Below are 25573 nucleotides of genomic sequence, written 5' to 3'. Positions count from 1 at the left end.
CCGACCGACGAGTAAAACAGTTCCGGGGCTGACTCGTGGCCCCGAGCCCGCCGTTCTCGGGGGAGCGTCAGGCTTACGGCTGCCGCCCCGTAATCGCGCTACCATGCCCAACCGTCGGTTCTCGCGGCGCGCCCTGCTCGGCGCGCTCGGCGCGGCGGCGACCGCGACCGCCGGCTGCACCGCGCCCGCGGACGCCCCCGAGTCCTCCCAGCCCGACCAGTCCACCACCGCATCGGAGCGCGAAATCTCGCTGGCGAGCGACGCCAGTTGGACGACGTACGGCTACACGCCGGCCCACACCGGCCACAACCCGAACGCCAGCGGCGTCGCCGGCGACCCGACGCAGGTCTGGGAGGGGTTCGTCGACGGCATCTACACCCTCCGCGAGCCCGCGGTCGCGGACGGCCGGCTGTTCGTCGGGAGCGGCGAGTCCATGTGGGCGTTCGACGCCGCTACCGGCGAATCCGAGTGGGACACCGACCTCGGCGCGCTCCCCCACCAGTACCCGCCCACGCACCGCGACGGCTCCCTGTTCGTCGCCGCCAAGGAGTCTGGCGGGGTCAACACCGACCTCCCCGGTTCCGTGCGTGCGCTCGACCCCGCGGACGGCAGCCAGCAGTGGCGCACCGACCTCTCGGTGACGTCCACGGTCGCCCACGACGGCGACCGCCTCTACGTCGCCGCGAAGGCGGACGACCGCGGCTACGTGCAGGCGCTCGACCCGGAAAGTGGCGAGCGCGGCTGGCGCTTCGACGTGCCGGACGCCCCACGGAGCTACGTGCTCGGCACGCCCGCGTCCGCCGACGACACGCTCTACGTCACCGCCACGCACCTCGCCGACGACGGCACGACCTCGGGCGCGCTGTACGCGCTCGACCCGGAGACGGGCGACCCGTCGTGGTCGCTGTCCACCGAGGCCGCGCTCCCGTTCGCGCCCATCGTCGCGGACGAGCGCATCCACGTCGTCGCGCGCGACGGCACCGTACAAACTGTCTCCACGGACGGCAAGCGCGGCTGGTCGGCGGACGCCGGCACGAAAGTGTACACCCGCCCGGCGCACGCGAACGGCCGGCTGTTCGTCCTCACCGTCGACGACATCGTGGCCTACGACGACGCCGGCGACGAGGACTGGCGTGCGGCCAGCGACCGCACCCAGTTGACGGGGATGGCGGTCGGCGGCGGGACGCTGTACGTCGGCGGCGAACCGCTGTTCGCGCTCGACTCCGAAACGGGAGACATCCAGTTCGAACTCACGGAGGACGTCTTCCACCTCACGTACGGCGCGCCCATCGTCGTCGACGACGTGCTGTACGCCGGCATCTGCATCAAGGACGAGGCCGGCGCGATGTACGACAACTCCGTGCGCGCGTTCGTGTAGCCGGCGAGACGGGCCGCGCCCTCAACCGCTAAACCGCCGGCGCACATTCCCCCGTCCATGGGACGCATGGTGGACGGCGAGTGGCGCACCGAGGAGGAGATGATAGAGCACGGCGAGAGCGGCGAGTTCGAGCGCGAGGAGACGACGTTCCGCGACTGGGTCGGCGAGGACGTCCCCGCCGAGTCCGGGCGCTACCACCTCTACGTCTCCTACGCCTGTCCGTGGGCGCACCGCACGCTGCTCACGCGCGCGCTCAAGGGCCTCGAAGACGCCGTCTCCGTCAGCGTCGTCGACCCCGTGCGCTACGACCAGGGCTGGGAGTTCGACCCCGACAAGCCCGGCGCGACCCCCGACCACCGCTTCGGCTCCGACTACCTCCGCGAGGTGTACGCGCAGGCCGACCCCGAGTACACCGGCCGCGTCACCGTGCCCGTGCTCTACGACACGGACGCGGACACCATCGTGAACAACGAGAGCGAGGAGATCATGCGGATGCTCGACGTCGCCTTCGACGAGGTCGCCACCCGCGACGTCGACCTCTACCCCGAGGGCTACCAGGACGAGGTCGACCGCCTCATCGAGGACATCTACGACCCCATCAACAACGGCGTCTACCGCGCGGGGTTCGCGGACAGCCAGCGCGCGTACGACAACGCCGCCGACGACCTCTTCGAGGCGCTCGCGCACTACGACGACCTCCTGGCCGACCAGCGCTATCTCGCAGGTGACGTGCTCACCGAAGCCGACGTCGCGATGTTCACCACCCTCTATCGCTTCGACGAGGTCTACCACACGCACTTCAAGTGCAACCGCAACCGCATCGTCGACTACGACAACCTCTGGCCGTACCTCCGCGACCTCTGCCAGACGGGCGTCGCCGAACGGGGTGAGGGGACGCCGAACGAACGAACGGGGAGCGAAGCGACCCGTGAGTCCCCCGGCGTCGCGGACACGCTCGACATGAACCACGTCAAGCAGCACTACTACCGCAGCCACGGCCACCTCAACCCCAAGCGCCTCGTCCCCACGGGCCCGAACCCGGACTTCTTCGCGCCCCACGACCGCGACGACCTGCCGGGCGGCCCGCCCGCGGACCTCCAGCAGTAGCGGCTACTCCTCGTCGCCGTCGAAGTCCGGGCCGCCGCGCTCCTCGGCGGTGATGGCGACGCCATCGTCGGCCCACTTGTGAATCTTCTCGTCGACTGCGTGCAGAATCTCGCTGGTGTCGTTGCCGCTGTCCTGCGCGACCTGGATGGTGTACGCCGCCAGCAGGCCGACGTGTGGGGAGACGTCGTCGCGGTTCCGGTGGTCGTTCTGGAGGAACATTTCGGGGCCGTTGGGCGCGTAGTACAGCAGCGCCATCGGCACGTCGTCCAGCGTCGAAATCGTCTCGATGACCTGCTCCTGGTACTCGGGGAGGTCTGCCATTACACGTTCGTGCGGATGCGTCGGGAAGAGTCCTATCGTTCGCGCCCGCAGAAACACCCGTTCGCCGCGCTCGCGGTTACTCCCGAGCGTTCAGCGCCACCGAGGCCAGCAGCGCTTCGAGTTGGACGCGCTCGTTGGCTCCCTCCGCGATGCGGTAGTCGGCTTCGCCGAGGCGGTCGAGCAGCCGGACTGCGGCCGCCTCCTCGACGTCGAACTCCCAGACCGAGCGGTGGACCTGGTCGATGATGTCGCCGCCGGCGAGCCCGCGGTTCGAGATGAGGTCGTCGAGCGTCGAGCGCGCGGCCGTGAAGTCGCCCGCGATGGCTTCGGTGACCATGTCCTCGATTTCCTCGGGGCGGGCGGTCGCCGTGATGGCGAAGACGGTCTCCTCGTCGACCACGTCGCCGGTCGCCGACGCCGCCTGCAGGGCGTTGATGGCGCGGCGCATGTCGCCGTCCGCGGCGTAGACGAGCGCGTCGATGCCGTCGTCCGTGTATTCGAGGTCCTCGCGGTCCGCGAGGTCGCGGAGGTGGGCGGCGACCGCGTCGTCGTCAATAGGGGAGAACCGGAACACCGCACAGCGGGACTGAATCGGGTCGATAATCTTCGAGGAGTAGTTACACGAGAGGATGAACCGCGTATTCTCGGAGAACTGCTCCATCGTGCGGCGCAGCGCTGATTGTGCGTCGTCGGTGAGCGCGTCGGCCTCGTCGAGGAAGATGATGCGGTGGTCGTAGCCGCCGAACGACGTGCGCGCGAAGTCCTTGATGCGGTCCCGGACCACGTCGATGCCGCGCTCGTCGCTGGCGTTCAGCTCGAGGAAGTTGTCCTGCCAGTCGTCGCCGTAGATTTCTTTCGCGATGGCCAAGCTGGCGGTAGTTTTCCCGGTGCCCGCGGGCCCCGCAAAGAGGAGGTGCGGGAGGTCGTCGCGGTCGACGTAGCTCCGGAGGCGCTCGGTAATCGAGGGGTGCCCGACGACGTCTTCGAGCCTCTGTGGTCGGTACTTCTCCACCCAGATTTCCTGCCGACCGCCGGCGGCGTCTGCCATACGCACACTCAGGCCCTACCCGGCCTTAAAGGCCGCGAGACGGCGAGCAGCCGCCTCGACGACTGCGCGCTGTATCCCGCTACGCCCGCGAAACGGGTGGTCTACGGCCCGACGCACACCTAAAGTTAAGTCCGTGAGGGGTGACAGATCGACCATGCGTCCCTCCACTCCCCGCCGTGCGCTCGCGTTCGCCCTCGCTGCCGTCCTCGCGGTCTCGACGTTCGCCGGCGTCGCCGCTGCCGCCGCCGACGACCAGGCCGGCGGCACAATTGTCGTCGAGGAAGGCCAGACTGTCACCGACGGCCTGCAGGCGACCGGCGGCACGGTCGTCATCCGCGGCACCGTCCAAGGCGACCTCGAAGCGTTCGCCGGCACCGTCGACGTCACCGAGTCCGGCACCGTCACCGGCAACCTCGGGGGAGCCGCCGGGTCGATTCGCATCGCCGGCACCGTCGAGGGCAGCGTCGACGCCGCCGGCGGCAGCATCGACATCACCGAGACCGGCGTCGTCCGCGGTGACGTGAAAGCCGGCGCGGGCTCGTTCACCCACGCCGGCACGGTCAACGGGAGCGTGCGGGTCGGCGCTGGGAGCGTCACGCTGACCTCGACCGCCTCGGTCGGCGGCGACTTCGTCTACGACGGCGAATTCACGCAGGCCGACGGCGCCACCGTCGGCGGCGAGGTCCGCCACGACTCCGACCTCGGCTCGATGCAGGTCTCCGTGCTCCCCAACATCGCGGGGTGGCTCGTGACGCTGTACGTCCTCGCGCTCACGCTGTTCGTCGGCGCGCTCCTGCTGGTCGCGCTCCCCGGCGTCTCCGCGACCGTCGCCGACGCCACCGCGAACTCGCCGCTACGCACGCTCGGCGCGGGCTTCCTCACACTCGTCGGCGCACCGTTCGTCTTCGTCCTGCTGTTGTTCACCATCGTCGGCGTCCCGATAGCCGTCGTCGGAATGGTCCTCTACGCGCTCGTGCTCGTGCTCTCGTACGTCTGGGGTGCGTACGCCGTCGGCGAGTGGATACTCGGACTCGCCGACCGCGAGAGTCGCTGGCTCGCACTCGTCGCCGGCGTGCTCGCGGTCCACGTCGTCAGCTACGCGCCGTTCCTCGGCGACCTCATCGAGCTCGTCGTGCTGCTGTTCGGGCTCGGCGGCCTCACCGTCGCGGGCTACCAGCACGTCCGCCACCGGCGCGGCGGCGACACTGAATCGACGGCCTGACCGTCGCAATCGCGGCCCCTAAGGCCGCCCGCCGGCTACCAGCAGTCATGCGCGTGACCGTCGAGGTGGTCGGCGAGGACACCCACGAGTTCGACGTGACCGACGAGACGTACGCCGACCTCCTCGAATCAATTGAGGTCAGCCCGCACGAGGTCTCGGTGATGGTCGACGGGACGCCCGTTCCCGAGGACCAGCCCGTCGATGCCGAGCACGTGCGCGTGCTGCGGCTCATCCGGGGTGGGTAACGTGCCGACACCCGGACCGCGCGGTGTCGTGGTTCGCCGGGCGTCGGCCCGCGACCACCTCGGCGTGATGCGCGTGCTCGACGGCGCGAACCTCGAACTCTCCAGTGAGACCGCACAGCGACGCATCGACGCCGGCAGGGTCGTCGTGGCGGACGACGACAACCGCATCGTCGGCGCGCTCGTCGCTACCCGGCGGGAGGAAGGCGTCCACATCGAGGCCATCGCCGTGCGCCGCCGGCGGCGCGCGGACGGCATCGGCACCGCGCTCGTCGAACACGCCGCCGGCGAGTGGACGCCGCTGACGGCGGACTTCGACCCGGGCGTGAAGCCGTTCTACGATTCATTAGGTTTCGACTGCGAGAAACGAGGCGACCGGTATCGGGGAATTCTAGACTAGCGGTTCGACGAGGTCGCGGCCCGCCGCGAGGAGGTCCGCGACGCGCTCGGGGCTGTCGCCCTCCGCGTACACCCGCATCTTCGGCTCCGTGCCCGAGGGTCGAACGAGCAGCCACGAGCCGTCCGCGAGCAGGATTTTGAAGCCGTCCGTGTCGTTGACGCGCTCGACTGGGACGCCGGCGACCTCGTCGGGGAGGCGGTCCTCGAGTTCGTCCAGAACCGCGACCTTGCGGTCGTCCGGGCAGTCGACGCTCACCTTGTCCTGGTGGATGTCGCCGTACTCGTCGGCGATGGCGTCGAGGCGGTCGTCGAGCGGGCGTTCGCTGGCCGCGGCGGCCGCCAGCAGCGCCATCAGGATGCCGTCCTTCTCGCGGACGTGCCCGCGCATCGTGTACCCGCCGGACTCCTCGCCGCCGAACAGGGCGTCGTGCTCGCCCATCGCGTCCGCGACCCACTTGAAGCCGACCGGCGTCTCCACGACCTCGCAGCCGTGGGCGTCGGCGAGGCGGTCCACGAGGAACGTCGTCGACACCGTGCGGACTGCGGGACCCGCGTCGGATTTGAGGAGGTAGTCGTAGGCGAGCGCGTAGAACCGGTTCCCGTCGAGGACGCCGCGTTCGGGTGTGACGACGGCGACGCGGTCGGCGTCCCCGTCGTTGGCGACGCCGAAGTCAGCGTCGTGTTCGTCGACGGCGAGCGCGAGCCCCTGCAGGTTCGCCTCGTCGGGCTCGGGCGGCGTACCGCCGAACTCGGGGTCGCGGTCGCAGCGCTCCCGAATCACTTCCGCGCCGGCGGCTTCCAGTAGGTCGTCGGTGACGCCACGGCCGCTCCCGTGCATCGCATCGTACACGACCGTCAGCCCGGAGAGGTCCGCGTCTATCAGGTCGCGACAGTGCTCGGCGTGCGGCGTCACGAGGTCGACCTCGCGGACGTCGCCCTGCGCTGCGCCCTCCACGGGTTCGCGGAGGTTTGCCTCGATGGCCTCGGTGACCTCGGGGAGCGCTGGCGCGCCGTCCTCGGGAATGAACTTCACGCCGTTGTACTCCGGTGGGTTGTGCGAGGCCGTGACGACGAGCGCGCCCGCGAGGTCGCGCTCCACGATGGCGTGTGCGACCAGCGGCGTCGGGCAGTCGCGCTCGGGCAACAGCACGTCGAAGCCGTTCGCCGTGAGTACGTCCGCGATGTCCTCGGCGAACCCTTCCGACGTCTCGCGGGCGTCGTAGCCGACCGCGACGGTTTCGCCGGTGTGGCCTTCGCTGGCGAGGTAGTCCGCGGTAGCCTGTGCGACCGAGCGGACGCGCCCGCTCGTGAACACGTCCAGCGTCGCCCGCCAGCCGTCCGTCCCGAAGGAGATGCCGTCCATGCCCGGAGCGTCGCTGCGTCGCGTCAAAATCCCTGCGGTCCACGCGGTCGCACTCGCCAGTTCAGGCCGGCCACGGGTCGTCTTGCTCGGCCACGAGTTTCTCCTTCTGTCCGCGCGAGCGCTGTTTGAGTTCGTACTCCCGGCTCATCGCCGTGGACTTCGTCTCGAAGGGCTCGACGTACTGGAGGGTGACGGGGGTGCGGCCGCGCGTGTACTTCGCGCCGTCGCCGGCGTCGTGTTCGGCGACGCGGCGCTCGACGTCCGTCGTGTAGCCCGTGTAGTAGGTGTCGTCGCTGCACTCCAACAGATAGACGTAATGCACGCCTGAAGCGAGGGCGTACGGAAAGGACTGCGTTTCGGTCAGGCCCGGCGGGCGCGGTCTTTCGACACTTCGGCGATGCCGACGTTCGCCGCACAGTTCGGGCACGCGTGGAGGCGGCCGGCCTCGTCGGCGAACACGCGCGCGAAGTTCTCGGAGACGTGGGCGTCGCAGTGGTCACAGCGGGGCATTATCGTGGTCCCTGGCGCGAGTGGCCAGTATGTGAGGATACACCACACCCAAACAAGTGGGTTTTCCCAATTTCGAACAAAATTTGGCCGAATTCAAATCTGAGTTCTCGTTCCCGGCTGTACGCGAGCGATTGCCAGCGCTCACCGACAGGATTCACCGCGCGTGCGCCTGTAGGAAGGCGTGAGTGGCCGCTACGGCCGCGTCTTATGGGAAGCCTTATAAGGAGGCGAGGAAAAAACCAGGTCGTATGGCAGACCTCATCGTCAAGGCCGCTGTGAAGGAAGAACTCGACGACAAGAACGTTGCCTCCGACTTCTACGAGGCGCTCGACGAAGAAGTGTCGGAGCTCCTCGAAGACGCCGCGGCACGCGCCGAGTCCAACGGTCGCAAGACCGTCCAGCCGCGCGACCTGTAACCAGGTTCGACCCTTCCGTTTTTTGCGACGCCACGCCCCGTAGCTACGCGTCCGTGACCCGTACGCCGTCGTCAGTCCCCACGTAGACAGCGTCGGCCAGCCCGACGAACAGCCCGTGTTCGACGACGCCCGGGAGTTCCGACAGCGCCGCCGCCACCTCGCCGGGGTCGTCAAGCGCGCCGAACTCGCAGTCCAGCACGAGGTTTCCGTTGTCCGTCACCACGGGGCCGTCCTTCCGCTCGGCGGCGCGGAGTTCGGGCTCCCCACCGAGTCCGCGCACGCGCTCGGCGACGACCGGCTGCGCGTCCGGCAGCACTTCGACTGGCACGGGGTAGTCCAGCGCGTCCACCTCCTTCGAGGGGTCCGCGACGACGACGAAGCGGTCCGCACTGGCGTCCACGTACTTCTCGCGGGCGTGCGCCGCGCCGCCGCCCTTCACGAGGTCCGTGCCCGCGACCTGGTCGGCTCCATCGATGGCGAGGTCGACGGACGCCTCCTCCAGCGTCGTCAACGGAATCCCCGCCTCGATGGCGAGTCGGCGGGACTGGTAGGAGGTCGGCACGCCCTCGACGTCGAGGTCGCGCTCGCCGATGGCGCGAATCGCGTGCGCCGCCGTGCTCCCCGTCCCGAGCCCGACGACCATCCCGTGCTCGACGTCGTCGGCCGCCGCCTCGCCCGCGCGCCGCTTCGCCGCGTCGCTGCCGCCCGTGTTCTTCATACCCGTAGCGTGGTCGACCGCCGACCAAAAACCCACGCGCTCGGCGAGAGCAGCGGACCGGATGACGAGGCGCGGCATCCGCGAGCGCCGTATGGCGCTCGCGGTTCACTGCGCGACCGAAGGGAGCGCAGGCCGACGACCGACTAACGCGCCCGCAGGGCGCGGCAGGAGCGAGGAGTGCTTTTTCCGCAAGTTTTTGCCGAGCGGGGTGCGCCGAAGGCGCACCCCCGCAGCGCAAAAAGTGGGCTTTTAGTTACCCGTCCACCGCAGCAGCGCGAGCGTCCCTTCGAAGAGGGCAATCATCGTGAGGGCGACGATGATGGGGACCACGCCGGTCGGGTCGATAGCGCCGAACGTGAACGAGATGCCGGCGAACGCCGCCCAGAAGAGGAGGCGGCGGTCTTCGAGCCACTGGCGGGTGGTGACGCCGAGCATGATGGCGAGCATGATGAACAGCGGAATCTGGAAGACCACCGCGAGGTAGCCCATCACCATGAGGATGAGGTTGAACGTCGAGCCCAGGGCGAACGCGACGTCGGCGGTCCCTTCGGTGTAGCCCTGGAAGTAGTTCATCGTGTACGGGAGCACGAGCAGGTACGCGAAGAGGACGCCGAGCACGGCGAGCACGAGGCTCGTCGGGACGGCGGCGAGGTAGTAGCGGCGCTCGTGGCGGTAGAGGCCGGGGCGCATGAACGCGTAGGACTCGTAGACGAACACGGGCAACGCGATGACGAGGCCCGCGAGGCTCGCAACCTTCACCTGCGTGATGACGAGTTCGAGGGGCTGGTAGACGCGGGGGTCGACGGCTTCGCCGCCGGGGAGGACGTAGTTCCAGATGGTGGTGATGAGGCCCTCCGTGAGCGGGAAGACGACGACGCTGACGAGCGCGGCGACGGCGATGACGATGGCGAGCCGCTTGACCATCTCCTCGACGTGGACGGCCAGCGGCTCTTCGACGTCGGACTCGGGGGCGTCCAAGCCGATACCGTCGTCCGGCGGTGCCGGGTTCTCCTCGGCGTCGACGACGGAGTTCTCGCGCGGGTCGAGCGCGGCGTCCTCGTCGGGGTCGTCGGCCTGGTGGTCGTCGTCGGCGAGCAGTTCGGGTTCGCCGCCCGACGCGGGGTCGGCGCTCTTGTCGCCCGCGGCCGCGATGGCGTCGTCGTCCCAGTCCCACTCGTCGCCGTCGTCGGTTTCGACGCGTTCGACGGCGGGCGTGAGGTCGCACCACTCGTCGTCGCGGGTGACCCGCGGGCCTGCGTAGCCGTCAGCGCCGTCGACGCGGCGGACTGCGGGCGAGAGGTCGCCCCACTCGCTGTGCCCGCTGTCCGCGCTATCGACGGGACGGACGGCTGGCGCGAGCCCCTCCCAGTCGTGGTTGCGGTCGCGCCCGCCGTCCGGTTCCTCGGCCATTCGTGTCCGTGCTTTGGCGACGGGGGCGTTATAGGCTTTCTTTTGGGCGCGGACGGGAAGATTGATAATTGCGAGTGGGTTAGCCCGACTTAATGAGTAGCTCCGGTTCGGGCCCGATAGACCCCAGTACGGCCCGCACCATCGAGTCCGGCCGGCAGACGCTCGGTGTGATGCTCCGGACCGCCCAGTCGAAGCTCCAGCACGTCTTCATCGCGTTCGTCGTCGGGCTCGTCGGCGGCATCATGGCGATGCGGCTGTACGTCTGGCCGAAGCTCGAGGAAGACCTCCTCGTCGAGACCGCCAACGTCATCGCGCAGACGCCGTTCGACGTCATCCTGATGCAGGTGAAAATCGGCCTGTTCACGGGGGCTGCGCTCGCCATCCCGGTCCTCCTCTACCACGCCCGCGAGCCGCTCGTGGAGCGCGAAATCATCCCCGACGTCTCCGTCTCCCGGCTCAACGTCGCGCTCGTCGCGCTCGTCTGTGCGGGGCTGGCATCGGCCGGCGTCGCGTACGCGTACTTCCTGTTCTTCCCGCTGATGTTCGACTTCCTCGCGAGCAACGCCGTGGGCGCGGGGCTCGCGCCGAAGTACTCCATCGTGAAGTGGACGGAGTTCATCCTCTTCCTCGCGCTCTCCTTTGCGCTGGCGGCCCAGCTCCCGCTGGCGGTGTCGGCGTTCTCGTACTCCGGCATCATCCCCTACGAGACGTTCCGCGACAAGTGGAAGTACGCGGTCGTCGGCATCTTCGCGTTCGGCGCGTTCTTCTCGCCGCCGGACCCGTTCACCCAGATTCTGTGGGCGTCCCCGCTCATCATGCTGTACGGCCTCTCGCTGTACTGCGCGAAAGTCGTCGTGACGATGAAGCGCGGCCGCGAGCACGTCGACGTCCGCGGCGTGTTCCGCGAGCGCTGGAACCGCGTGCTCGGCGTCGGCGTGCTCGGGTTCGCCGCGGGCTACGCGACCGGCCAGTACGGCGGCGTCGCGGCGTTCAACGCTGGCCTCGAATTCATCGGGTCGCAGGTCCGCGTGCCGACCGTCGCCGACGCACTCGGCGTCGCCCCCGCGACCGGCTATCTGGTGCTCGGCGCGGCGTTCGCGGTCGTTGCCCTCACCGCGGCGGCGCTGTACTACACGTACGTCGCCATCGACCGCGCCGCCCAGCAGGTCGCACAATCCCGTCTCGGTCAACCCGAGAACCCCGGCGACATCGACCTCGACGAACTCGACGCCGCCGGCGTGCGGGCCGCGCCCCCGGAAGCGTTCGCGTCGCTGACCGAGGACGAAGCGCTCTCGACGGCCAACCGCGCGCTCGACGCCGACGACGACGAGAAGGCGCAGGCGATTCTCGACCGGTTCGACGAAGTTCACGCCGACATCGACGAAGAAGCGGTCCAAGCGGAGCAGGCGTCCGAGGAAGAGTCCGACACCGTCCAGAGCACTGCCGCGGGGATGATGGACGCGTTCACCGAGGAGGAGACCACCGAGGACGACATCGGCGGCTACTACTACGACATCCGGTTCGTGTTCTCCAGCCTGCGCTCGCGGGCGTTCCGCATCGTCGGGACGTTCATGGCGCTGATGGTCGGCATCTTCGGGTGGCTCTACTACGGCGGGTTCCGGGAGCTCCGGGACAACTTCATCGCGCGCATCCCGGCGGACGTCCGGCCGCTGGCGACCGGCGGCGAGTGGCCCATCACGCTCCACCCCGTCGAGGCACTCGTCTTCCAAGTGAAGATTTCCGTGGTGTTGGCCGCCATCGGCACGCTCCCGGTCATCATCTACTACATCTGGCCCGCGCTCTCGGACCGCGGCTGGGTGACCGGCGACCGCCGCGTCATCGCCGTCTGGGGCGGCGGACTCGTCGGCGGCCTCGCGGTCGGGAGCTACCTCGGGTACTCGTTCGTCGCGCCCGAAGCCATCTCGTTCCTCGTCTACGACGCGCTCGACGCCGGCATGATAATCAGTTTCACCGTCAGCACGTTCGCGTGGATGGTGTTCCTGCTGACCGTGGGCATCGGAATCCTCGTCGACATCCCGGTGACGATGGTGCTGTTCCACGCCGGCGGCATCGTCTCCTACCAGACGATGCGGCGGCGCTGGCGCGTGCCGGTCATCACTGCGTTCGCGTTCAGCGCGCTCGTCACGCCCGACAGCCTCTACACGATGCTGCTCATCGCGTTGCCCATCGCGCTCATGTACCTCGTCGGGCTCGCCATCCTCGCCATCGTGACTCTCGGCGGCCGCCGCGGCGGCTCCGCGTCGACACGAACGGCTTAAGATATTCCCGTGATATTCTCGGGGTATGCCCAAGATAAGCGTCGAGATTCCCGAGGAGCTCCTGGAGGACCTCGACGGCCACGTCGGCGACGACGGCAAGTTCGTGAACCGCAGCGACGCCGTGCGCGCGTCCATCCGGAAGAACCTCGACATCCTCGACGAAATCGACGGCCGCCACGGGAGGCTCGACGACGATGCGGAGTGAGGACCGCCTCGTCGCCGGGCAGGTCGCGCTCGTCGGACTGTTCGTCACCGCACTCGTCACCGCCCAGCTCACGGCGTCGAAACTGCTGTTGATCCAGATTCCGTTCTCGCTGCCGTTCACCGGGTCGTCGCTGGTGATGCCGGGCGCGGCGCTGGCGTACGCGCTGACGTTCTTCGCGTCGGACTGCTACTCCGAGCTGTACGGCCGCCGCGCCGCCCAGGTGCTCGTGAACGTCGGGTTCGCGATGACGCTCGTGATGCTCGCGCTCGTCTACACCACAATCGTTGCGCCCATCGCGCCGTTCTCCGGCGTCGGCCAGTCGGAGTTCGCCGGCGTGCTCTGGTCGTCGGCGAACATCGTCACCGGCAGCCTGCTGGCGTACGTAATCAGCCAGAACTGGGACGTGCTCGCGTTCCACGCCATCCGCCGGCGCACCGACGGCGCGTACCTCTGGCTGCGCAACGTCGGCTCCACGGCCACCAGCCAGGTCATCGACACCGTCATCTTCGTCACCGTCGCGTTCTGGGCGGCACCGCAGGTGCTCGGCGTCGGGCCGGTCTACGGACAGAACCAGATTCTCGCGCTCATCGTCGGGCAGTACGTCCTCAAACTCGGCATTGCGGTCGCCGACACGCCGTTCGTCTACGGCGTCCGGCGGCTGCTCGCCGACCGCTAGTCGCGGCGCTCGGCGAACCCGAAGTTCGGCTTCACGTCCGTCACTTCCACCTCGATAGTCTCGCCCTCGTTGGCGTCCGCGACGAACAGCGTGTAGCCGTCAGCCTTCGCGACGCCGTCGCCCTCGTCGCCCTCGTCGACGATGTCGACCTCGATGGTGTCGCCTTTCTCGATTGGCGCGTTCACGCGGTTCTTCGCCACCACGTACAGCTCCGAAGAGGAGTCGCGCGACGCGTCCGGCGTGTACGTCCGCGTAAACGCGAACTCCTCCTCGACGTCCGCGAGGTAGTCCTGATAGTCCTGCCCGTCGAAGACCTTCGCGACGAAGTGCCCGCCGTCGTTCAGTAACTCGCGGGCGGTGTCCAGCGCCATCCGCGCGAGGTGCACGGAGCGCGCGTGGTCGAGGTTGTACTCGCCGGTCATGTTCGGGGCCATGTCCGAGATGACGACGTCGATGCCGCCCGGCGCGGCGCGCTCGATGTCCTCGCGGGTGTCCGCCTCGGTCATGTCGCCCTTGATGGTCTGGATGCCAGCCTCGGCGTCCTCGATTTCGTCGATGCGCTGGAAGTCCACGCCGACGACCTTCCCGCGCGCGCCGGTCTCCTCGGCGGCGACCTGCAGCCAGCCGCCCGGCGCTGCGCCGAGGTCGACGACCGTCGCGCCGCCGAAGAGTACGTCGAACTCGTCGTCGATCTGCTGGAGCTTGTACGCCGCCCGCGTCCGATAGCCCTCCTGCTTGGACTTGTTGTAGTAGTGGTCTTTCCCGTTCCCCATGGTTAGTTACGAGAACTACGGCGGCCGGACTGAAAACCACGTCGCTCCGGGTGCTACGGCACGTCGGCGCGAAAAACCGCAGAAGAGTCGCCCGCAGTCAGCAGCGGTAGGCCGTCAGTTCGCGGCCGCCGCCGTCGCCGAATCCAGCGTGATGGTCTCGCCATCCGAAGTCACCGTCACCTCGGTGTCGACGCTGACGTCCTCGGGCACCACGAACGTCAGTTCGCCGTCCGCGTTCGTCTCCCCGACGACCTCGCCGTCCACGGCGACCGCGGCGTCCTCGACGGCGTCGCCCTCGCCGTCGGTCACGACGACGGTGGCGTTCTCGCCGGGCGCGAGACTGCCCTCGAGGACCGCGCCGAGTTCGGCCTCGCTGTCAGTCTCGTTCTCGTTGTCGGTCTCGTTCTCGGCGTCACTGTCGTCGCCGTCGTCACTCCCTGACTCGCCGAGTTCGAACTCGAGTTCGGCTTCGGCTTCGCCGTACGCGCTGTCCTCGCTGGTCGAGGCTTCGAGCGTGAACTCCTCGGCGTCCGCGGGCACGCTCACCGAGGCCGTCCCGTTCGCGTCGGTCGTCACGACGACGTCCTCGTTCACGGTGACCGTCGCGTTCTCGACGGGTTCGCCGTCCTGCGTGACCTGCACGGTGGCGTTCTCGCCGGCGGTCACGTTCCCGACGAAGTTGGCTTCGAGTTCGGCTTCGCCCTCGACGTCCACGCGCTCGATGGGGACGTCGGTCCCGGATTCGCTGGCGACCGGCTTCAGGATGTACTTCCCGCTGTTGCCGGCTTCGAACACCGTGATGTCGAAGACGAACTCGACGTCACTGCTCTGGTTCACAGTGAAGTCCTCGTTGAGGTGGAGCTTCTGACTCGGGAGATTCACGTTCACCTGCTCGCCGGTCTTCAGCGTCCCGTTGACGTCGCTAACGTGGACGAACACTTTCTCGTACTCGCCCGCGGGGACGCTCATGTTCCCCAGGAACGTCGCGTTCGCGCCCTGTAGCTCGGTCAGGTCCACAGTCTGCGAGCCGACGTTGCGCTCGACCCACTCGGCGTCGCCCTCGCCGTCGTCCTCAGACTCGGTCTCCGTCTCGGACTCGGTCTCAGTCTCGTTCTCGGCGGCAGTTTCCGTCTCGTCGGCCGCCTCGTCAGTCGTGTTCGTCGTGGTTTCGTTCGTCTCAGCCTCGCCGTCCGTGGACGCGTTCGCGTCCGCCGCCGAGGTCTGCGCGAACCCGACGCTCGTCACCGTCACGTTCAGGTGCTCGAACTGGCTGATGGCGTTCTGTTCGTCGCTCACGTAGAACTGGACGGTCCCGTTCTCGCTGTCGGCCGTCTGTGCCCCGTTCGGGCCCGCGATGCCGCCGGCGCATCCGGCGAGCAGCACGAGCGCGGCCACGAGGAGGCTGGCTGCGGTGCGTTTCATGTGCGTTCGACCCCACGGGCCACACGCACCTAAAGGGACTAAGCCGTAAAGGCGGTCAGCGGTCGGATTAACCCGGATTAACCCGGGTTAACGACGAGTCGAGTCGGTCGGGCTGCTCGTCGCGCGCCCCGAGCCACACATTCCGGGAGTACCGCCCGTCTCGCAACGACCGCGCCGCAGTCGTGCGATTCCCGCGCGCACGCGGAACGGAGGGCTTTTTAGTCCCTGATTGCGTAGCAGTTTGCATATGTTCAAGGCGATTGTGAGCGCCGACACGCTCCGGGAAACGCTCGACTCCGTGAGCGTGCTGGTGGACGAATGCAAAATCCACCTCGACGAAGACGGCTTCTCCATCCGTGCTGTCGACCCCGCGAACGTCGGCATGGTCGACCTCGACCTCGGGGCGGCCGCGTTCGAATCCTACGAAGCCGACGGCGGCATCATCGGCGTCAACCTCTCGCGACTGGAGGACATCGCCGGCATGGCCGACACCGACCAGCTCGTCCAACTCGAACTCGACGAGGAGACCCGCAAGCTCCACATCCAGATTGACGGCCTCGAATACACGCTCGCGCTCATCGACCCCGACTCTATCCGCCAGGAACCCGACATCCCGGACCTCGACCTCTCCGCGAACGTCGTCATCGAGGGCGCGGACATCGACCGCTCCGTCCGCGCCGCCGACATGGTTTCGGACCACATCGCGCTCGGCGTCGACGCCGCCGACGAACTGTTCTACGTCGACGCGGAGGGCGACACCGACGACGTCCACCTCGAACTCACCCGCGACGACCTCATCGACCTCGAAGCGGGCGACGCCCACAGCCTGTTCAGCCTCGACTACCTCAAGGACATGAACAAGGCCATCCCGAAAGACGCCGAGGTCGAACTCGAACTCGGCGACGAGTACCCGGTCAAGATTCACTTCGACATCGCCGAAGCGCAGGGCCACGTCACCTACATGCTCGCGCCGCGGATTCAGTCCGACTAACTCGCACTTTTTGCTGTCGCCGAAAGAGCGCACAGCGCTCTTTCGAGAGCAGGCGAACGCTTTGCGTTCGCCTGCTCTCGCGAATCTTCGATTCGCTCAGTGACGAGAGACGCCGCAGGCGTCTCTCGAACCACGCTCGGTCGCTGGACGAGCATCGAATTCGACATCGAGCAGGCTCCCAAGGGTCCCCGTGCGACGAACGTCGTCCGCGCGTAACTCCGGATTGCTGAACTAACGGCGGTATTTTCCCGCTCTTTCGTCGCGTAGCGACGCGGCCGAACGGCGAATTCTTCACACACCGAGTGACATCAGCAACGTCCTCGTTCGAGCGGTCGTCACCGGCGAGTCAGCACGCCCGGTGCGTGGACGTCGAACGCGAGCGCGTCGTCTCCGTCGTCGCTCGGGTAGAAGTGCACGTGGTCCTCGTCGGTCGGGTCCCGGTTGTTCTCGTACACCTCGTACTGGACGACGTACTGCCGAGCGACTGCGACGTCCTCGCGCCGTGTTTCACCCTGCGGTTCGACGTCGATGGACTCGGAGTCGGCTCTCGCGTCGCTCCGCGACAGGTCCTTCCCCACGCGGAACAGGCTCAGTTCGACCGTGTACGGGCTGTCCGTGTGGTTGAACAAGGTCACGTCGAGTGTCGCAGACCGCGACGGGAGCGCGCTACAACCCGCGACCGACGCCAACGATGCCACACCGGCCGCGAGTACTGCGCGCCGCGACGCGAGCTGGGAGGGATCGGACATAGCACAGTGCTGCACGCGACGACACGTATTGGTTTGGGCGCGGTAGCCCGAGGATGCCTACCGGTCCACGCTCACGCCGCGTTCGTCGAGCAACTCGAAGAACTCGTCGGGCGAGCGTTCCGGGACGTCGTGGCGGTCGGCGGCCTCGCCCTTGCGCTCGCCGGGGTCGTCACCGACGACGAGGTAGTCGGTGTTCCCCGAGACGGAGGAGGGCGCGTCGCCGCCGTGTCGCACGACGAGGTCCTGTAGGTCGCCTCGCGTCCAGCCCTCGATGCTCCCCGTGAAGACGATGGTGAGGTCTTCGAGTTCGTCGCCCCGGGCTTCCGAGGGGGATTCGGGCTCGCCGAGGCAGTCCTCGTCGCGGAGGCGCTCGATGACCCGGCGGTTGCGCTCGTTGTCGAGGAACTCCCGGACGTGGCCCGCGACCACCTCGCCGATGCCCTCCACGTCGGTGAGGTCGCGCTCGTCGACGTCGTCAGAATCAGTCGATTCTGACTGGCTCGAAGGAGCTTCGCTCTTTCGAACGTCCAGCAGCGCGTCAAGCGTCTCGAAGTGTTCGGCGAGGTCGCGCGCGACCGTCGGGCCGACTTCGGGGATGCCGATGGCCGCGAGGAATTCTCCCAGTGGCGGGTGGCGCGCGGCGTCCAACTCCGCGAGCAGGTTCCGCGCGCTCTTCTCGCCCCACCCCTCCAGTTCCGTGAGGTCCTCTTCCGTGAGTTCGTAGAGGTCCGCGACGTCCGCCTCGACGAGGCCCGCCTCGACGAACTGCTCGGCGGCCTCCTCGCCGATGCCTTCGATGTCGAGGACGGCCGCGAAGTAGCCGACCGCGCGCACGAGCTGTGCGGGACACGCCAGCCCGCCCGTGCAGTACGCGATGGGACCGTCGTACTCCACGTCGCTCCCGCAGCGCGGGCACTCGTCGGGCATCTGGAAGTGGCCCTCCGCGTGCGATTCGACCACCTCGTCGACGTACGGAATCACATCGCCCGCGCGCTCGACGCGCACCTCGTCGCCGACGTCGACGCCCAACTCCGCGATTTCCTCCTGGTTGTGGAGGCTCGCGCGCGACACGGTGACGCCGCCGACTTCGACGGGTTCGAGCAGCGCGACCGGCGTCAGGCGGCCCGTCCGGCCGACCTGCACGACGACGTCCGTGACTTCCGTGACTTCCGCGCGCGGCGGGAACTTGTACGCGTACGCCCACCGGTAGTGGCGGGACGTGACGCCGAGGTCCACGCACGCCTGGCGGTCGTCGACTTTGAGGACGACGCCGTCGATTTCGTAGTTCAGGTCCTCGCGCACGTCCGCGAGGCCGTGCCGGAACTCGATGGCTGCGTCGACGTCGTCGACGCGCTCGGTGCGCTCGTTGACCTTCAGCCCCCAGCCGGGGAGTGCTTCGTGTTCTTTCCAGTGTGTGTCGAGGCCGGCGTCGAGGCCGCCGCGGGACGGCCCCGTCTCTATCGCGTCCCAGGACTCGCCGGCCGCGGGCACACCGGAAGACGAGTCTTCCGAGCCCTCGGGCTCGTTCCGAGCCGCGAGGACGTCGTAGAAGAAGCAGTCGAGCGGTCGTTCGGCGGTGACGCTCGGGTCGAGTTGGCGTAGCGTCCCCGCCGCGGCGTTGCGTGGGTTGGCGAACGGCTCCTCCCCGCGTTCGACGCGGTCGGCGTTGTACTTCTGGAACGCCTCCCGAGGGATGTACACCTCGCCGCGCACTGCGAGGAACTCCGGCGGGTCGCCGCGCAGGCGCTGGGGGACGCTCTCGATGGTGCGGACGTTCTCCGTGACGTCCTCGCCAGTCTCGCCGTCGCCACGCGTGGCGGCGTGCACGTACCGGCCCTCCTCGTAGACGACTTCCACGGAGAGCCCGTCGAACTTCGGCTCGCAGACGAAGCGCACGTCGCCGGCTTCGCGTTCGACGCGCTCGGCGAACCCCCGGACGTCGGCCTCCTCGCCGCTGGAGTCGATGGAGAGCATCGGCGCGACGTGGTCGACGGTCCCCAGCTCCTCGACGGGTTCGCCGCCGACGCGTTGCGTGGGGCTGTCCTCCGTTTGGAGGTCGAACGCGTCCTCTAACTGTTGGAGGCGGTCGAACAGCCGGTCGTAGGCGTGGTCGGAGATGACGGGGTCGTTCTCGACGTAGTAGCGGTAGTCGTGGTAGCGGACGGCCTCCCGGAGCAGTTCCACCTGTTCCTCGGCCTCGTCCTCGTCGATGTCGTCGACGGGCGCGAAGTCGGTGTCGGGGTCTCGGATGTAGGGGTTGTCCTCGGGCGCGTCTTCGAGCACGTCCGCGTCGGCCATACGGCGGCGTACGACGTCCCGGGTGGTAAGCGGTTGGGGCGTTACGCCTCGTCGAGTCGCAGCAGCGCGGGGAGCGCGAGCGCCGCGAGCAGGAGTTCGGCGCCGCCCGCGAGCACGAACGCGGTGGTGAAGTCGTACTGTTCGGCGACCCAGCCGCCGCCCACGATGCCCGTGAGGAAGCCCAGCGAGCCCGCGACGTTGAACCCGCCCATGCTGACGCCGCGCTCGTCCTCGCCCGCGATGTCGGTGACGAGCGCCATCGTCGCGGGGGACATGAGCGCGCCGAGCACGCCGACGACGACCATGCCGCCCTGCGCGAGGCGGACGTGGGGCGCGAGCCCGATGGCGAGGACGGCGAGCCCGTAGGTCGCGGAGCCGGCCGCGATGGGAATCGTGCGGCCGATGCGGTCGGAGAGCCGGCCGAAGGGGTACTGGAGGAGCGCGAACGGCGCGAAGAAGAGCGCGAGCGTGAGGCCGACCGCGCCGGCGTCGAGACCGAACACCTGTCGGAAGTACAGCGAGCCGACGAGCGCGAAGAAGCCGGCGGTGAACCGGTCGATGAACCCGAACGCGAACGGGACGCCCAGCGTCGGCCGGTCGCGGAGGACGCGGAGGCCCGCGCGCAGTGAGTCTCCGTGGCCGCTGGGCGCGCGGTCGGGGACGCGGAGCGCGGTGACGCCGGCGACAGCGAGCGCGGCGCAGCCGACGACGAGCGGGAGTTTCGGGTCGAGTTCGGTGAGGCGCCCGCCGACGGGCGCGCCGAGCGCCGTGCCGGAGCCGATGGCGATGCCGGCGGCGCCCATGTCCTTGCCGTGGTCGTCGGAGAGGTCCATCAGCATCGTCATCGCCAGCGAGAACGCGCCGATGGTGGCGGCGCCCTGTGCCGCACGGAGCACGAGCACGGTGCCGAAGTCGACGTCGAGGACGGCGAGCGCGGCGTAGCCGAGGCTCCCGACGAGCGCGCCGGCGGCGATGAACGGGACGCGGCGGCCGGCGCGGTCGCTGGCGACGCCCCAGACGCCCGCGAACGCGACGAACGCGGCGAACTCCGCGGCGAGGAACCAGCGGCTCCCGGTGTCCGGGTCGTCGGCACCGAACGCCGCGACGAGGTCAGCCGCGCCCGGGTAGAGGAGGACTTGCGCGAACAGCACCGCGAACACGACGCCCGCGAGCGCCGCGCGTTCGCGTCGAACCATACCCGTGCTTGCGTACGCGCCGTCAAGAACGCGCCGGAATCGGCTACGGGGCCTGAGTTGTCGCGTTGGCCGGCCGAACCGTCGACCGTCCTCGCCTGGGCAAGCGTTGCCGTAACTGCCATGCATATTCTTTTCGGGCTATATTACTTCAGTACATGACTGACTCGAGCGGCGGGCGACACACCCGTAGCGTCCACGCGGGCCAGGAGCCCGACGAGACAGGGGCGCGCGCCCCACCCATCTACCAGACCACGTCGTACGTTTTCCCGGACGCCGACGACGCCGCCGAACGGTACGCCTTAGAGTCCGAGGCAGACGTCTACTCGCGCATCTCCAACCCCACGGTATCGACGCTCGAGGACCGCCTCGCGAGCCTCGAAGGCGGCGTCGCCGCCGTCGCCACCAACGCCGGCATGGGTGCCATCGACGGCATCACCACCGTGCTCGCCGAAGCCGGCCGGAACATCGTCGCCAGCGAGGACATGTACGGCGGCACCGGCACGTACTTCTCGCACATCGCCGGCAAGCGCGGCGTCGACACCCGGACCGTCGACGCGCTCGACCCCGCAGCCGTCGAGGCCGCCATCGACGAGGACACCGCGTTCGTCCACGTCGAAACCATCGCGAACCCGTCGCTCGTCACACCCGACTTCGAGGCCATCGCGGATGTCGCCCACGACCACGCCGTCCCGCTCGTCGTGGACAACACGTTCGCCACCCCGCACCTCTGTCGCCCAATCGAGCACGGCGCGGACGTCGTCTGGGAGTCCACGACCAAGTGGCTCCACGGCGCGGGCACTACGCTCGGCGGCGTCGTCGTGGACGGCGGGACGTTCCCGTGGGACCACCCGGACGCCGACTTCCCCGAACTCTCCGGCGAGAACCCCGCGTACGGCTTCGACTTCACGGAGCGCTTCGGCGACCGCGCGCTCGCCGCGGCCGTCCGCCAGCGCGCCGTCCGCGCCACCGGCACCGGCCAGACGCCCTTCGACGCGTGGCAGACCATGCAGGGCGTCGAGACGCTGCCGCTGCGGATGGACCGCCACTGCGAGAACGCCGCCGCGCTCGCGGCGTTCCTCGCGGACCACGAGGACGTCGCGTGGGTCTCCTATCCGGGCCACGAGAACCACCCCACGCACGACGCCGCCAGCGAGTACCTCGATGGCGGTGCCGCGCGCGGAGCGAGTGGCACCTCGGCAGACTCGTCTGCCGGCGGCTACGGCGGGATGCTCACGTTCGGCCCCGAGGGCGGCTTCGGCGCCGCGAAGGCCGTCTGCGAGGGCGTCGAACTCGCCTCGTTCGCGGCGAACGTCGGGGACGCGAAGACGCTCGTCATCCACCCCGCCAGCACCACGCACGCACAGCTCTCCGAGGACGAACAGCGCGCCGCCGGCGTCCGTCCCGATATGATTCGCGTCTCCGTGGGCATCGAGGACACCGCGGACGTGCTCGCGGACTTCGACCGAGCGCTGGAGGACGCCCACTGATGCCCACGACCACCTTCGACGAGTTCGAGTTCGAGAGCGGGCAGACGGTCGAGGACTTTACCGTCGCCTACGAGACGTACGGCGAATTCACGGGCGACAACGCGGTCCTCGTCTGCCACGCGCTCACGGGCAGCCAGCACGTCCGCGGCCGCGGCGACGGCCAGGGCCGCGGCTGGTGGCACGACGTCGTCGGCCCTGGGAAGGCCATCGACACGAACGAGTACTACGTCGTCTGCGCGAACGTCCCCGGGTCGTGCTACGGCACGGACGGCCCCGCCAGCGAGGGACCGGACGGCGAACCGTGGGGCACGGACTTCCCACCTGTCACGGTCGGTGACTGGACGCGCAGCCAGCGCCGCCTGCTCGACGACCTCGGCGTCGGCCGCCTGCACGCCGTCCTCGGCGGCAGCGTCGGCGGCATGAACGCCCTCGACTGGGCGCGCCGCTTCCCCGACGACGCCCGCCGCGTCGCCGCCATCGCCGCCGCTCCCCGGCTCGACGCGCAGTGCCTCGGCCTGAACGCGGTCGCCCGGCGCGCCATCCGCGGCGACCCGAACTGGAACGGCGGCGACTACTATAATGGGGGATTCCCCGAGCAGGGGCTCGCGCTCGCGCGCCAGCTCGGCCACCTGATGTACCTCTCGAAGGACTCCATGGAGCGGAAGTTCGGCCGCCGCACCGCGGGCCGCGAGGCCGGCAGCGACGCGTTCCCCGTCGACGACGCGGGCGCGTTCTTCCCGTACCGGGACGTCGAGTCGTACCTCGATTACCAGGCCGAGAAGTTCACCGACCGCTTCGACGCGAACAGCTACCTCTACCTGACGCGCGCGATGGACGACTACGACCTCGCGGAAGGCTACGACTCCGACGCCAGCGCCGTCGGCGCGTTCGCCGGCGAATCCCTCCTGGTGTCGTTCACGGGCGACTGGCACTTCACGGTCGACCAGAGCGAGGGCCTCGCGCAGGCGTTCCGCGAGCAGGAGGTCCCGGTCTCGCACCACGTCGTCGAGTCCGACCACGGCCACGACGCGTTCCTCGTCGAACCCGAGTCCGTCGGCCCGCCCGTCCGGGACTTCCTCGCGAACGGCGTCGCCGGCCGCGCCGTCACCGACACTGTCGACCACGACGACGACCGTCGGACGCTGTACGCCCCCGTCCACAACAGCCTCTTCTCGGGATAGCGAACCTCTTTCGGAACATTCGCCGTCGAGCGAGCGTCACCGTACGCGGCAGGAACTGCGGGCGACCCCCCGGCTTAACGACCCCGGGGCACGCAGTACCAGGCATGGGAGACGGAGACGACTACGGGTTCGACACGAACAGCGTCCACGCGGGCCAGGAAGTCGATGAGACGGGGGCGCGCGCCCCACCCATCTACCAGACCACGTCGTACGTCTTCGAGGACAGCGACGACGCCGCCGCGCAGTTCGCCCTGGAGAAGCCGGGGTACATCTACTCGCGGCTGATGAACCCGACCGTCGAGACGCTCCAGGAGCGCCTCGCGGCGCTGGAGGGCGGCATCGGCGCTATCGCGACCTCCTCGGGGATGGCGAGTCTGGACCTCGCGACGTTCGTGCTCGCGAGCGCGGGCGACAACATCGTCGCGTCCAGCGACCTCTACGGCGGGACGTACACGTACCTCACGCACAGCGTCGAGCGCCGCGGCGTCGAGACGGAGTTCGTGGACGCCCTCGACTACGACGCCTACGAGGCGGCCATCGACGAGGACACCGCGTACGTGCTCGTCGAGACCATCGGCAACCCGAGCCTGACGACGCCGGACTTCGAGCGCCTCGGCGAAATCACGGACGAAGCGGGCGTCCCCCTGATTGTGGACAACACGTTCGCGACGCCGTACCTCTGCAACCCCCTCGACCACGGCGCGGACATCGTCTGGCACTCCACCACGAAGTGGATTCACGGGGCCGGCACCACCGTCGGCGGCGCGCTCGTCGACGGCGGCGACTTCCCGTGGGAGGAGTACGCGGACAAGTTCCCGGAAGTCGCGAAGGACAACCCCGCCTACCACGGCGTGAATTTCGCGGAGCGGTTCGGGGACGCGGCGTTCACGTACACCGCCATCGCGCGCGGCCTGCGCGACCTCGGCAACCAGCAGTCGCCGTTCGACGCGTGGCAGACCCTCGAGAAGCTGGAGTCGCTGCCGCTGCGCATGGAGAAACACTGCGAGAACGCCCAGAAGGTCGCCGAGTACCTCGTCGACCACGAGGACGTCGCGTGGGTCACGTATCCGGGCCTCGAGGACCACCCGACCCACGACAACGCCACGGAGTACCTGGACGGCGGCTACGGCGGAATGATTACCTTCGGATTGGAAGCCGGCTACGAGGCCGCCAAGGAGACCACCGAGAACACCGACCTCGCGAGCCTGCTGGCGAACGTCGGTGACGCGAAGACGCTCATCATCCACCCCGCCAGCACCACCCACCAGCAGCTCACCGACGAGGAGAAGGAAGCCGCGGGCGTCCGCGACGACCTCGTGCGGCTGAGCGTCGGCATCGAGAACCCCGCGGACGTGGTCGCGGACCTCGAAGCCGCCATCGAGGAGGCCTCGCGGTAGTCAGTCCCGCAGCCGGTGGACGAGCGTGCTCCGCTGGCTGTACGTCTGGTACGCCGCGGAGGCCACGAGCACGCCGAAGACGGCGACGGCCCACACGCTCGCGCTCACCGCGCTCACGCCAGGGACGCCGATTTCGGCCGCAGTCACGAGGAGTGCGCCGAGCACGCCCAGCGCGGCGTAGTACTCGGCGTACGAGAGGCCGTACTTCGGGACGACCTCCATGTAGACGCCGAGCGCGGGCGCGTTCTCCGCGGGCCGGACCTCCTTCGTCTGTTCGTCGTACTCCACGATGCCCAACTCCGCGAGCTTCGGCAGGTGGGTCTGCTGGAGCGAGATGTAGACACTCTGTCGGACGTTGCGAGGCGGCGGCTCTTCGCCGGTCTCCCGCGCCGCGATGACTTCCGAGAGCTCCCGCGCGGTCACCGGCTCCTCGGCGTCGCCGAGCAGCTCGATGACCATGCGCCGTCGGTCGTTGCGGAGGACGTCGTGGATGTCGGTTTCGGGGAGTTCGTCCGCGTCCGGTTTGTCGGCCGCCACTACCCCACGATTTGTCGTTTCAGCCAATCAACCTTCCGTTGCCGACACGCCACCCAATTACGTGAGGAAAGCGACCTTAACGACCAATTAAGCAAGAGTGAGAGGGGTGTAGCGGAAGTCGCCCGGGTCGGCATCGCTCAGTGTGCCCTGGCCGTCCGGCCCGGGAAACCCCGCGGCTCCACCCGTCGCGGGTTTCTCGTCACACGCTTCAACAAGGAACGCAGAACCCCGTCGCCCGCACGGCTACG

At 68.8% G+C, this 25573-nt stretch carries 26 protein-coding genes and 1 pseudogene; 14 read left to right on the top strand and 13 right to left on the bottom strand.

Annotation, left to right across the window (positions count from 1 at the left end; translation table 11 throughout):
• Positions 1–103: 103 nt before the first annotated feature.
• Together LT974_RS00270 and LT974_RS00265 are read left to right on the top strand one after the other, a co-directional pair.
• The gene (locus LT974_RS00270; RefSeq protein WP_232588554.1) at positions 104–1378 is read left to right on the top strand and encodes an outer membrane protein assembly factor BamB family protein; all 1275 of its coding nucleotides are present in this window, start codon (positions 104–106) and stop codon (positions 1376–1378) included.
• Positions 1379–1435: 57 nt separating this feature from the next.
• The gene (locus LT974_RS00265) at positions 1436–2485 is read left to right on the top strand and encodes a glutathione S-transferase family protein (RefSeq protein ID WP_269785418.1); all 1050 of its coding nucleotides are present in this window, start codon (positions 1436–1438) and stop codon (positions 2483–2485) included.
• A 3-nt stretch (positions 2486–2488) separates the two neighbouring features.
• Here LT974_RS00265 and LT974_RS00260 read toward each other — a convergent pair whose 3' ends face one another.
• Together LT974_RS00260 and LT974_RS00255 are read right to left on the bottom strand one after the other, a co-directional pair.
• Positions 2489–2806 carry a hypothetical protein gene (locus LT974_RS00260; RefSeq protein WP_232588553.1) on the bottom strand — a complete coding sequence of 106 codons (318 nt, stop codon included), beginning with the start codon at positions 2804–2806 and terminating at the stop codon, positions 2489–2491.
• Positions 2807–2882: 76 nt separating this feature from the next.
• On the bottom strand, positions 2883–3854 hold the full coding sequence (locus LT974_RS00255) for a replication factor C small subunit (RefSeq protein ID WP_232588552.1): 972 nt from the start codon (positions 3852–3854) through the stop codon (positions 2883–2885).
• A 154-nt stretch (positions 3855–4008) separates the two neighbouring features.
• Here LT974_RS00255 and LT974_RS00250 point away from each other — a divergent pair, with 154 nt between their 5' ends.
• The 3 genes from LT974_RS00250 to LT974_RS00240 are packed head-to-tail and all read left to right on the top strand — an operon-like array spanning position 4009 to position 5718.
• Positions 4009–5076 (top strand): bactofilin family protein, encoded by a 1068-nt coding sequence (locus LT974_RS00250; RefSeq protein WP_232588551.1) that lies wholly within the window; start codon positions 4009–4011, stop codon positions 5074–5076.
• Positions 5077–5123: 47 nt separating this feature from the next.
• Positions 5124–5321 (top strand): ubiquitin-like small modifier protein SAMP2, encoded by a 198-nt coding sequence (gene samp2 / locus LT974_RS00245; RefSeq protein ID WP_232588550.1) that lies wholly within the window; start codon positions 5124–5126, stop codon positions 5319–5321.
• A 28-nt stretch (positions 5322–5349) separates the two neighbouring features.
• On the top strand, positions 5350–5718 hold the full coding sequence (locus LT974_RS00240) for a GNAT family N-acetyltransferase (protein ID WP_332840545.1): 369 nt from the start codon (positions 5350–5352) through the stop codon (positions 5716–5718).
• On the opposite strand, the gene LT974_RS00235 is transcribed toward LT974_RS00240, so the two are convergent.
• From LT974_RS00235 to LT974_RS00225, 3 genes are all read right to left on the bottom strand, one after another.
• Entirely contained in the window at positions 5710–7080 is a 1371-nt protein-coding gene (locus LT974_RS00235; RefSeq protein ID WP_232588549.1) for a phosphoglucomutase/phosphomannomutase family protein, read from the bottom strand. The genes LT974_RS00240 and LT974_RS00235 overlap by 9 nt on opposite strands.
• A gap of 61 nt (positions 7081–7141) precedes the next feature.
• The gene (locus tag LT974_RS00230) at positions 7142–7402 is read right to left on the bottom strand and encodes a GIY-YIG nuclease family protein (protein ID WP_232588548.1); all 261 of its coding nucleotides are present in this window, start codon (positions 7400–7402) and stop codon (positions 7142–7144) included.
• Positions 7403–7440: 38 nt separating this feature from the next.
• Positions 7441–7590, bottom strand: coding sequence for a DUF7563 family protein (locus LT974_RS00225; protein WP_232588547.1), 150 nt, complete (start codon positions 7588–7590; stop codon positions 7441–7443).
• Positions 7591–7838: 248 nt separating this feature from the next.
• Between LT974_RS00225 and LT974_RS00220 the strand changes: the two genes are divergently transcribed.
• Positions 7839–8006: a DUF1931 family protein gene (locus LT974_RS00220; protein WP_058984427.1), complete on the top strand. Its 168-nt coding sequence runs from the start codon at positions 7839–7841 to the stop codon at positions 8004–8006.
• Positions 8007–8049: 43 nt separating this feature from the next.
• On the opposite strand, the gene rpiA is transcribed toward LT974_RS00220, so the two are convergent.
• Complete coding sequence (rpiA, locus tag LT974_RS00215) at positions 8050–8724, bottom strand: ribose-5-phosphate isomerase RpiA (protein WP_232588546.1); 675 nt, start codon at positions 8722–8724, stop codon at positions 8050–8052.
• Positions 8725–8973: 249 nt separating this feature from the next.
• Positions 8974–10134, bottom strand: a complete 1161-nt coding sequence (tatC, locus tag LT974_RS17705; protein WP_269785417.1) for a twin-arginine translocase subunit TatC — start codon at positions 10132–10134, stop codon at positions 8974–8976.
• A gap of 92 nt (positions 10135–10226) precedes the next feature.
• Here tatC and LT974_RS00205 point away from each other — a divergent pair, with 92 nt between their 5' ends.
• Genes LT974_RS00205 through LT974_RS00195 form a run of 3 tightly spaced genes read left to right on the top strand, consistent with a single transcriptional unit; the run spans position 10227 to position 13294 of the window.
• Entirely contained in the window at positions 10227–12413 is a 2187-nt protein-coding gene (locus LT974_RS00205; RefSeq protein ID WP_232588545.1) for a twin-arginine translocase subunit TatC, read from the top strand.
• Positions 12414–12438: 25 nt separating this feature from the next.
• Complete coding sequence (locus tag LT974_RS00200; RefSeq protein WP_232588544.1) at positions 12439–12618, top strand: ribbon-helix-helix domain-containing protein; 180 nt, start codon at positions 12439–12441, stop codon at positions 12616–12618.
• Positions 12608–13294, top strand: a complete 687-nt coding sequence (locus LT974_RS00195) for a queuosine precursor transporter (RefSeq protein ID WP_232588543.1) — start codon at positions 12608–12610, stop codon at positions 13292–13294. Before LT974_RS00200 ends, LT974_RS00195 begins: the two co-directional genes overlap by 11 nt.
• On the opposite strand, the gene LT974_RS00190 is transcribed toward LT974_RS00195, so the two are convergent.
• Together LT974_RS00190 and LT974_RS00185 are read right to left on the bottom strand one after the other, a co-directional pair.
• Positions 13291–14067, bottom strand: a complete 777-nt coding sequence (locus LT974_RS00190; protein WP_232588542.1) for a 23S rRNA (uridine(2552)-2'-O)-methyltransferase — start codon at positions 14065–14067, stop codon at positions 13291–13293. The two genes, LT974_RS00195 and LT974_RS00190, sit on opposite strands and share 4 nt — an antisense overlap.
• 114 nt (positions 14068–14181) lie before the next feature.
• The gene (locus LT974_RS00185; RefSeq protein WP_232588541.1) at positions 14182–15489 is read right to left on the bottom strand and encodes a DUF4382 domain-containing protein; all 1308 of its coding nucleotides are present in this window, start codon (positions 15487–15489) and stop codon (positions 14182–14184) included.
• 247 nt (positions 15490–15736) lie between these two features.
• Between LT974_RS00185 and LT974_RS00180 the strand changes: the two genes are divergently transcribed.
• Together LT974_RS00180 and LT974_RS00175 are read left to right on the top strand one after the other, a co-directional pair.
• Entirely contained in the window at positions 15737–16480 is a 744-nt protein-coding gene (locus LT974_RS00180; protein ID WP_232588540.1) for a DNA polymerase sliding clamp, read from the top strand.
• Positions 16481–16627: 147 nt separating this feature from the next.
• Positions 16628–16696: pseudogene (locus LT974_RS00175) on the top strand (cold-shock protein); the annotation flags it as partial.
• Positions 16697–16815: 119 nt separating this feature from the next.
• Here LT974_RS00175 and LT974_RS00170 read toward each other — a convergent pair.
• From LT974_RS00170 to LT974_RS00160, 3 genes are read right to left on the bottom strand one after another with little or no spacing between them, the layout of a single operon-like run.
• Positions 16816–17229, bottom strand: coding sequence for a hypothetical protein (locus tag LT974_RS00170; protein ID WP_232588539.1), 414 nt, complete (start codon positions 17227–17229; stop codon positions 16816–16818).
• A gap of 57 nt (positions 17230–17286) precedes the next feature.
• On the bottom strand, positions 17287–19527 hold the full coding sequence (gene ligA, locus LT974_RS00165; RefSeq protein WP_232588538.1) for an NAD-dependent DNA ligase LigA: 2241 nt from the start codon (positions 19525–19527) through the stop codon (positions 17287–17289).
• 41 nt (positions 19528–19568) lie between these two features.
• Positions 19569–20723, bottom strand: coding sequence for an MFS transporter (locus tag LT974_RS00160; protein WP_232588537.1), 1155 nt, complete (start codon positions 20721–20723; stop codon positions 19569–19571).
• A gap of 155 nt (positions 20724–20878) precedes the next feature.
• Here LT974_RS00160 and LT974_RS00155 point away from each other — a divergent pair, with 155 nt between their 5' ends.
• The 3 genes from LT974_RS00155 to LT974_RS00145 all read left to right on the top strand — a co-directional run bounded on the left by LT974_RS00155 (position 20879) and on the right by LT974_RS00145 (position 24788).
• The gene (locus tag LT974_RS00155) at positions 20879–22210 is read left to right on the top strand and encodes an O-acetylhomoserine aminocarboxypropyltransferase/cysteine synthase family protein (RefSeq protein ID WP_232588536.1); all 1332 of its coding nucleotides are present in this window, start codon (positions 20879–20881) and stop codon (positions 22208–22210) included.
• Positions 22210–23391, top strand: coding sequence for a homoserine O-acetyltransferase MetX (gene metX, locus LT974_RS00150; RefSeq protein WP_232588535.1), 1182 nt, complete (start codon positions 22210–22212; stop codon positions 23389–23391). The genes LT974_RS00155 and metX overlap by 1 nt, the downstream gene beginning before the upstream one ends.
• Positions 23392–23495: 104 nt before the next feature.
• Positions 23496–24788, top strand: coding sequence for an O-acetylhomoserine aminocarboxypropyltransferase/cysteine synthase family protein (locus LT974_RS00145; protein WP_232588534.1), 1293 nt, complete (start codon positions 23496–23498; stop codon positions 24786–24788).
• On the opposite strand, the gene LT974_RS00140 is transcribed toward LT974_RS00145, so the two are convergent.
• Positions 24789–25325 carry a DUF7344 domain-containing protein gene (locus LT974_RS00140; protein ID WP_232588533.1) on the bottom strand — a complete coding sequence of 179 codons (537 nt, stop codon included), beginning with the start codon at positions 25323–25325 and terminating at the stop codon, positions 24789–24791.
• Positions 25326–25573: the final 248 nt, after the last annotated feature.

Source organism: Halobacterium noricense (genome assembly GCF_021233435.1).
In the GTDB taxonomy this organism is placed as follows: Archaea; Halobacteriota; Halobacteria; order Halobacteriales; family Halobacteriaceae; genus Halobacterium; species Halobacterium noricense.
The sequence above is the reverse complement of the archived record's forward strand: the minus strand, read 5'-3'. Positions and strand labels throughout refer to the sequence as shown.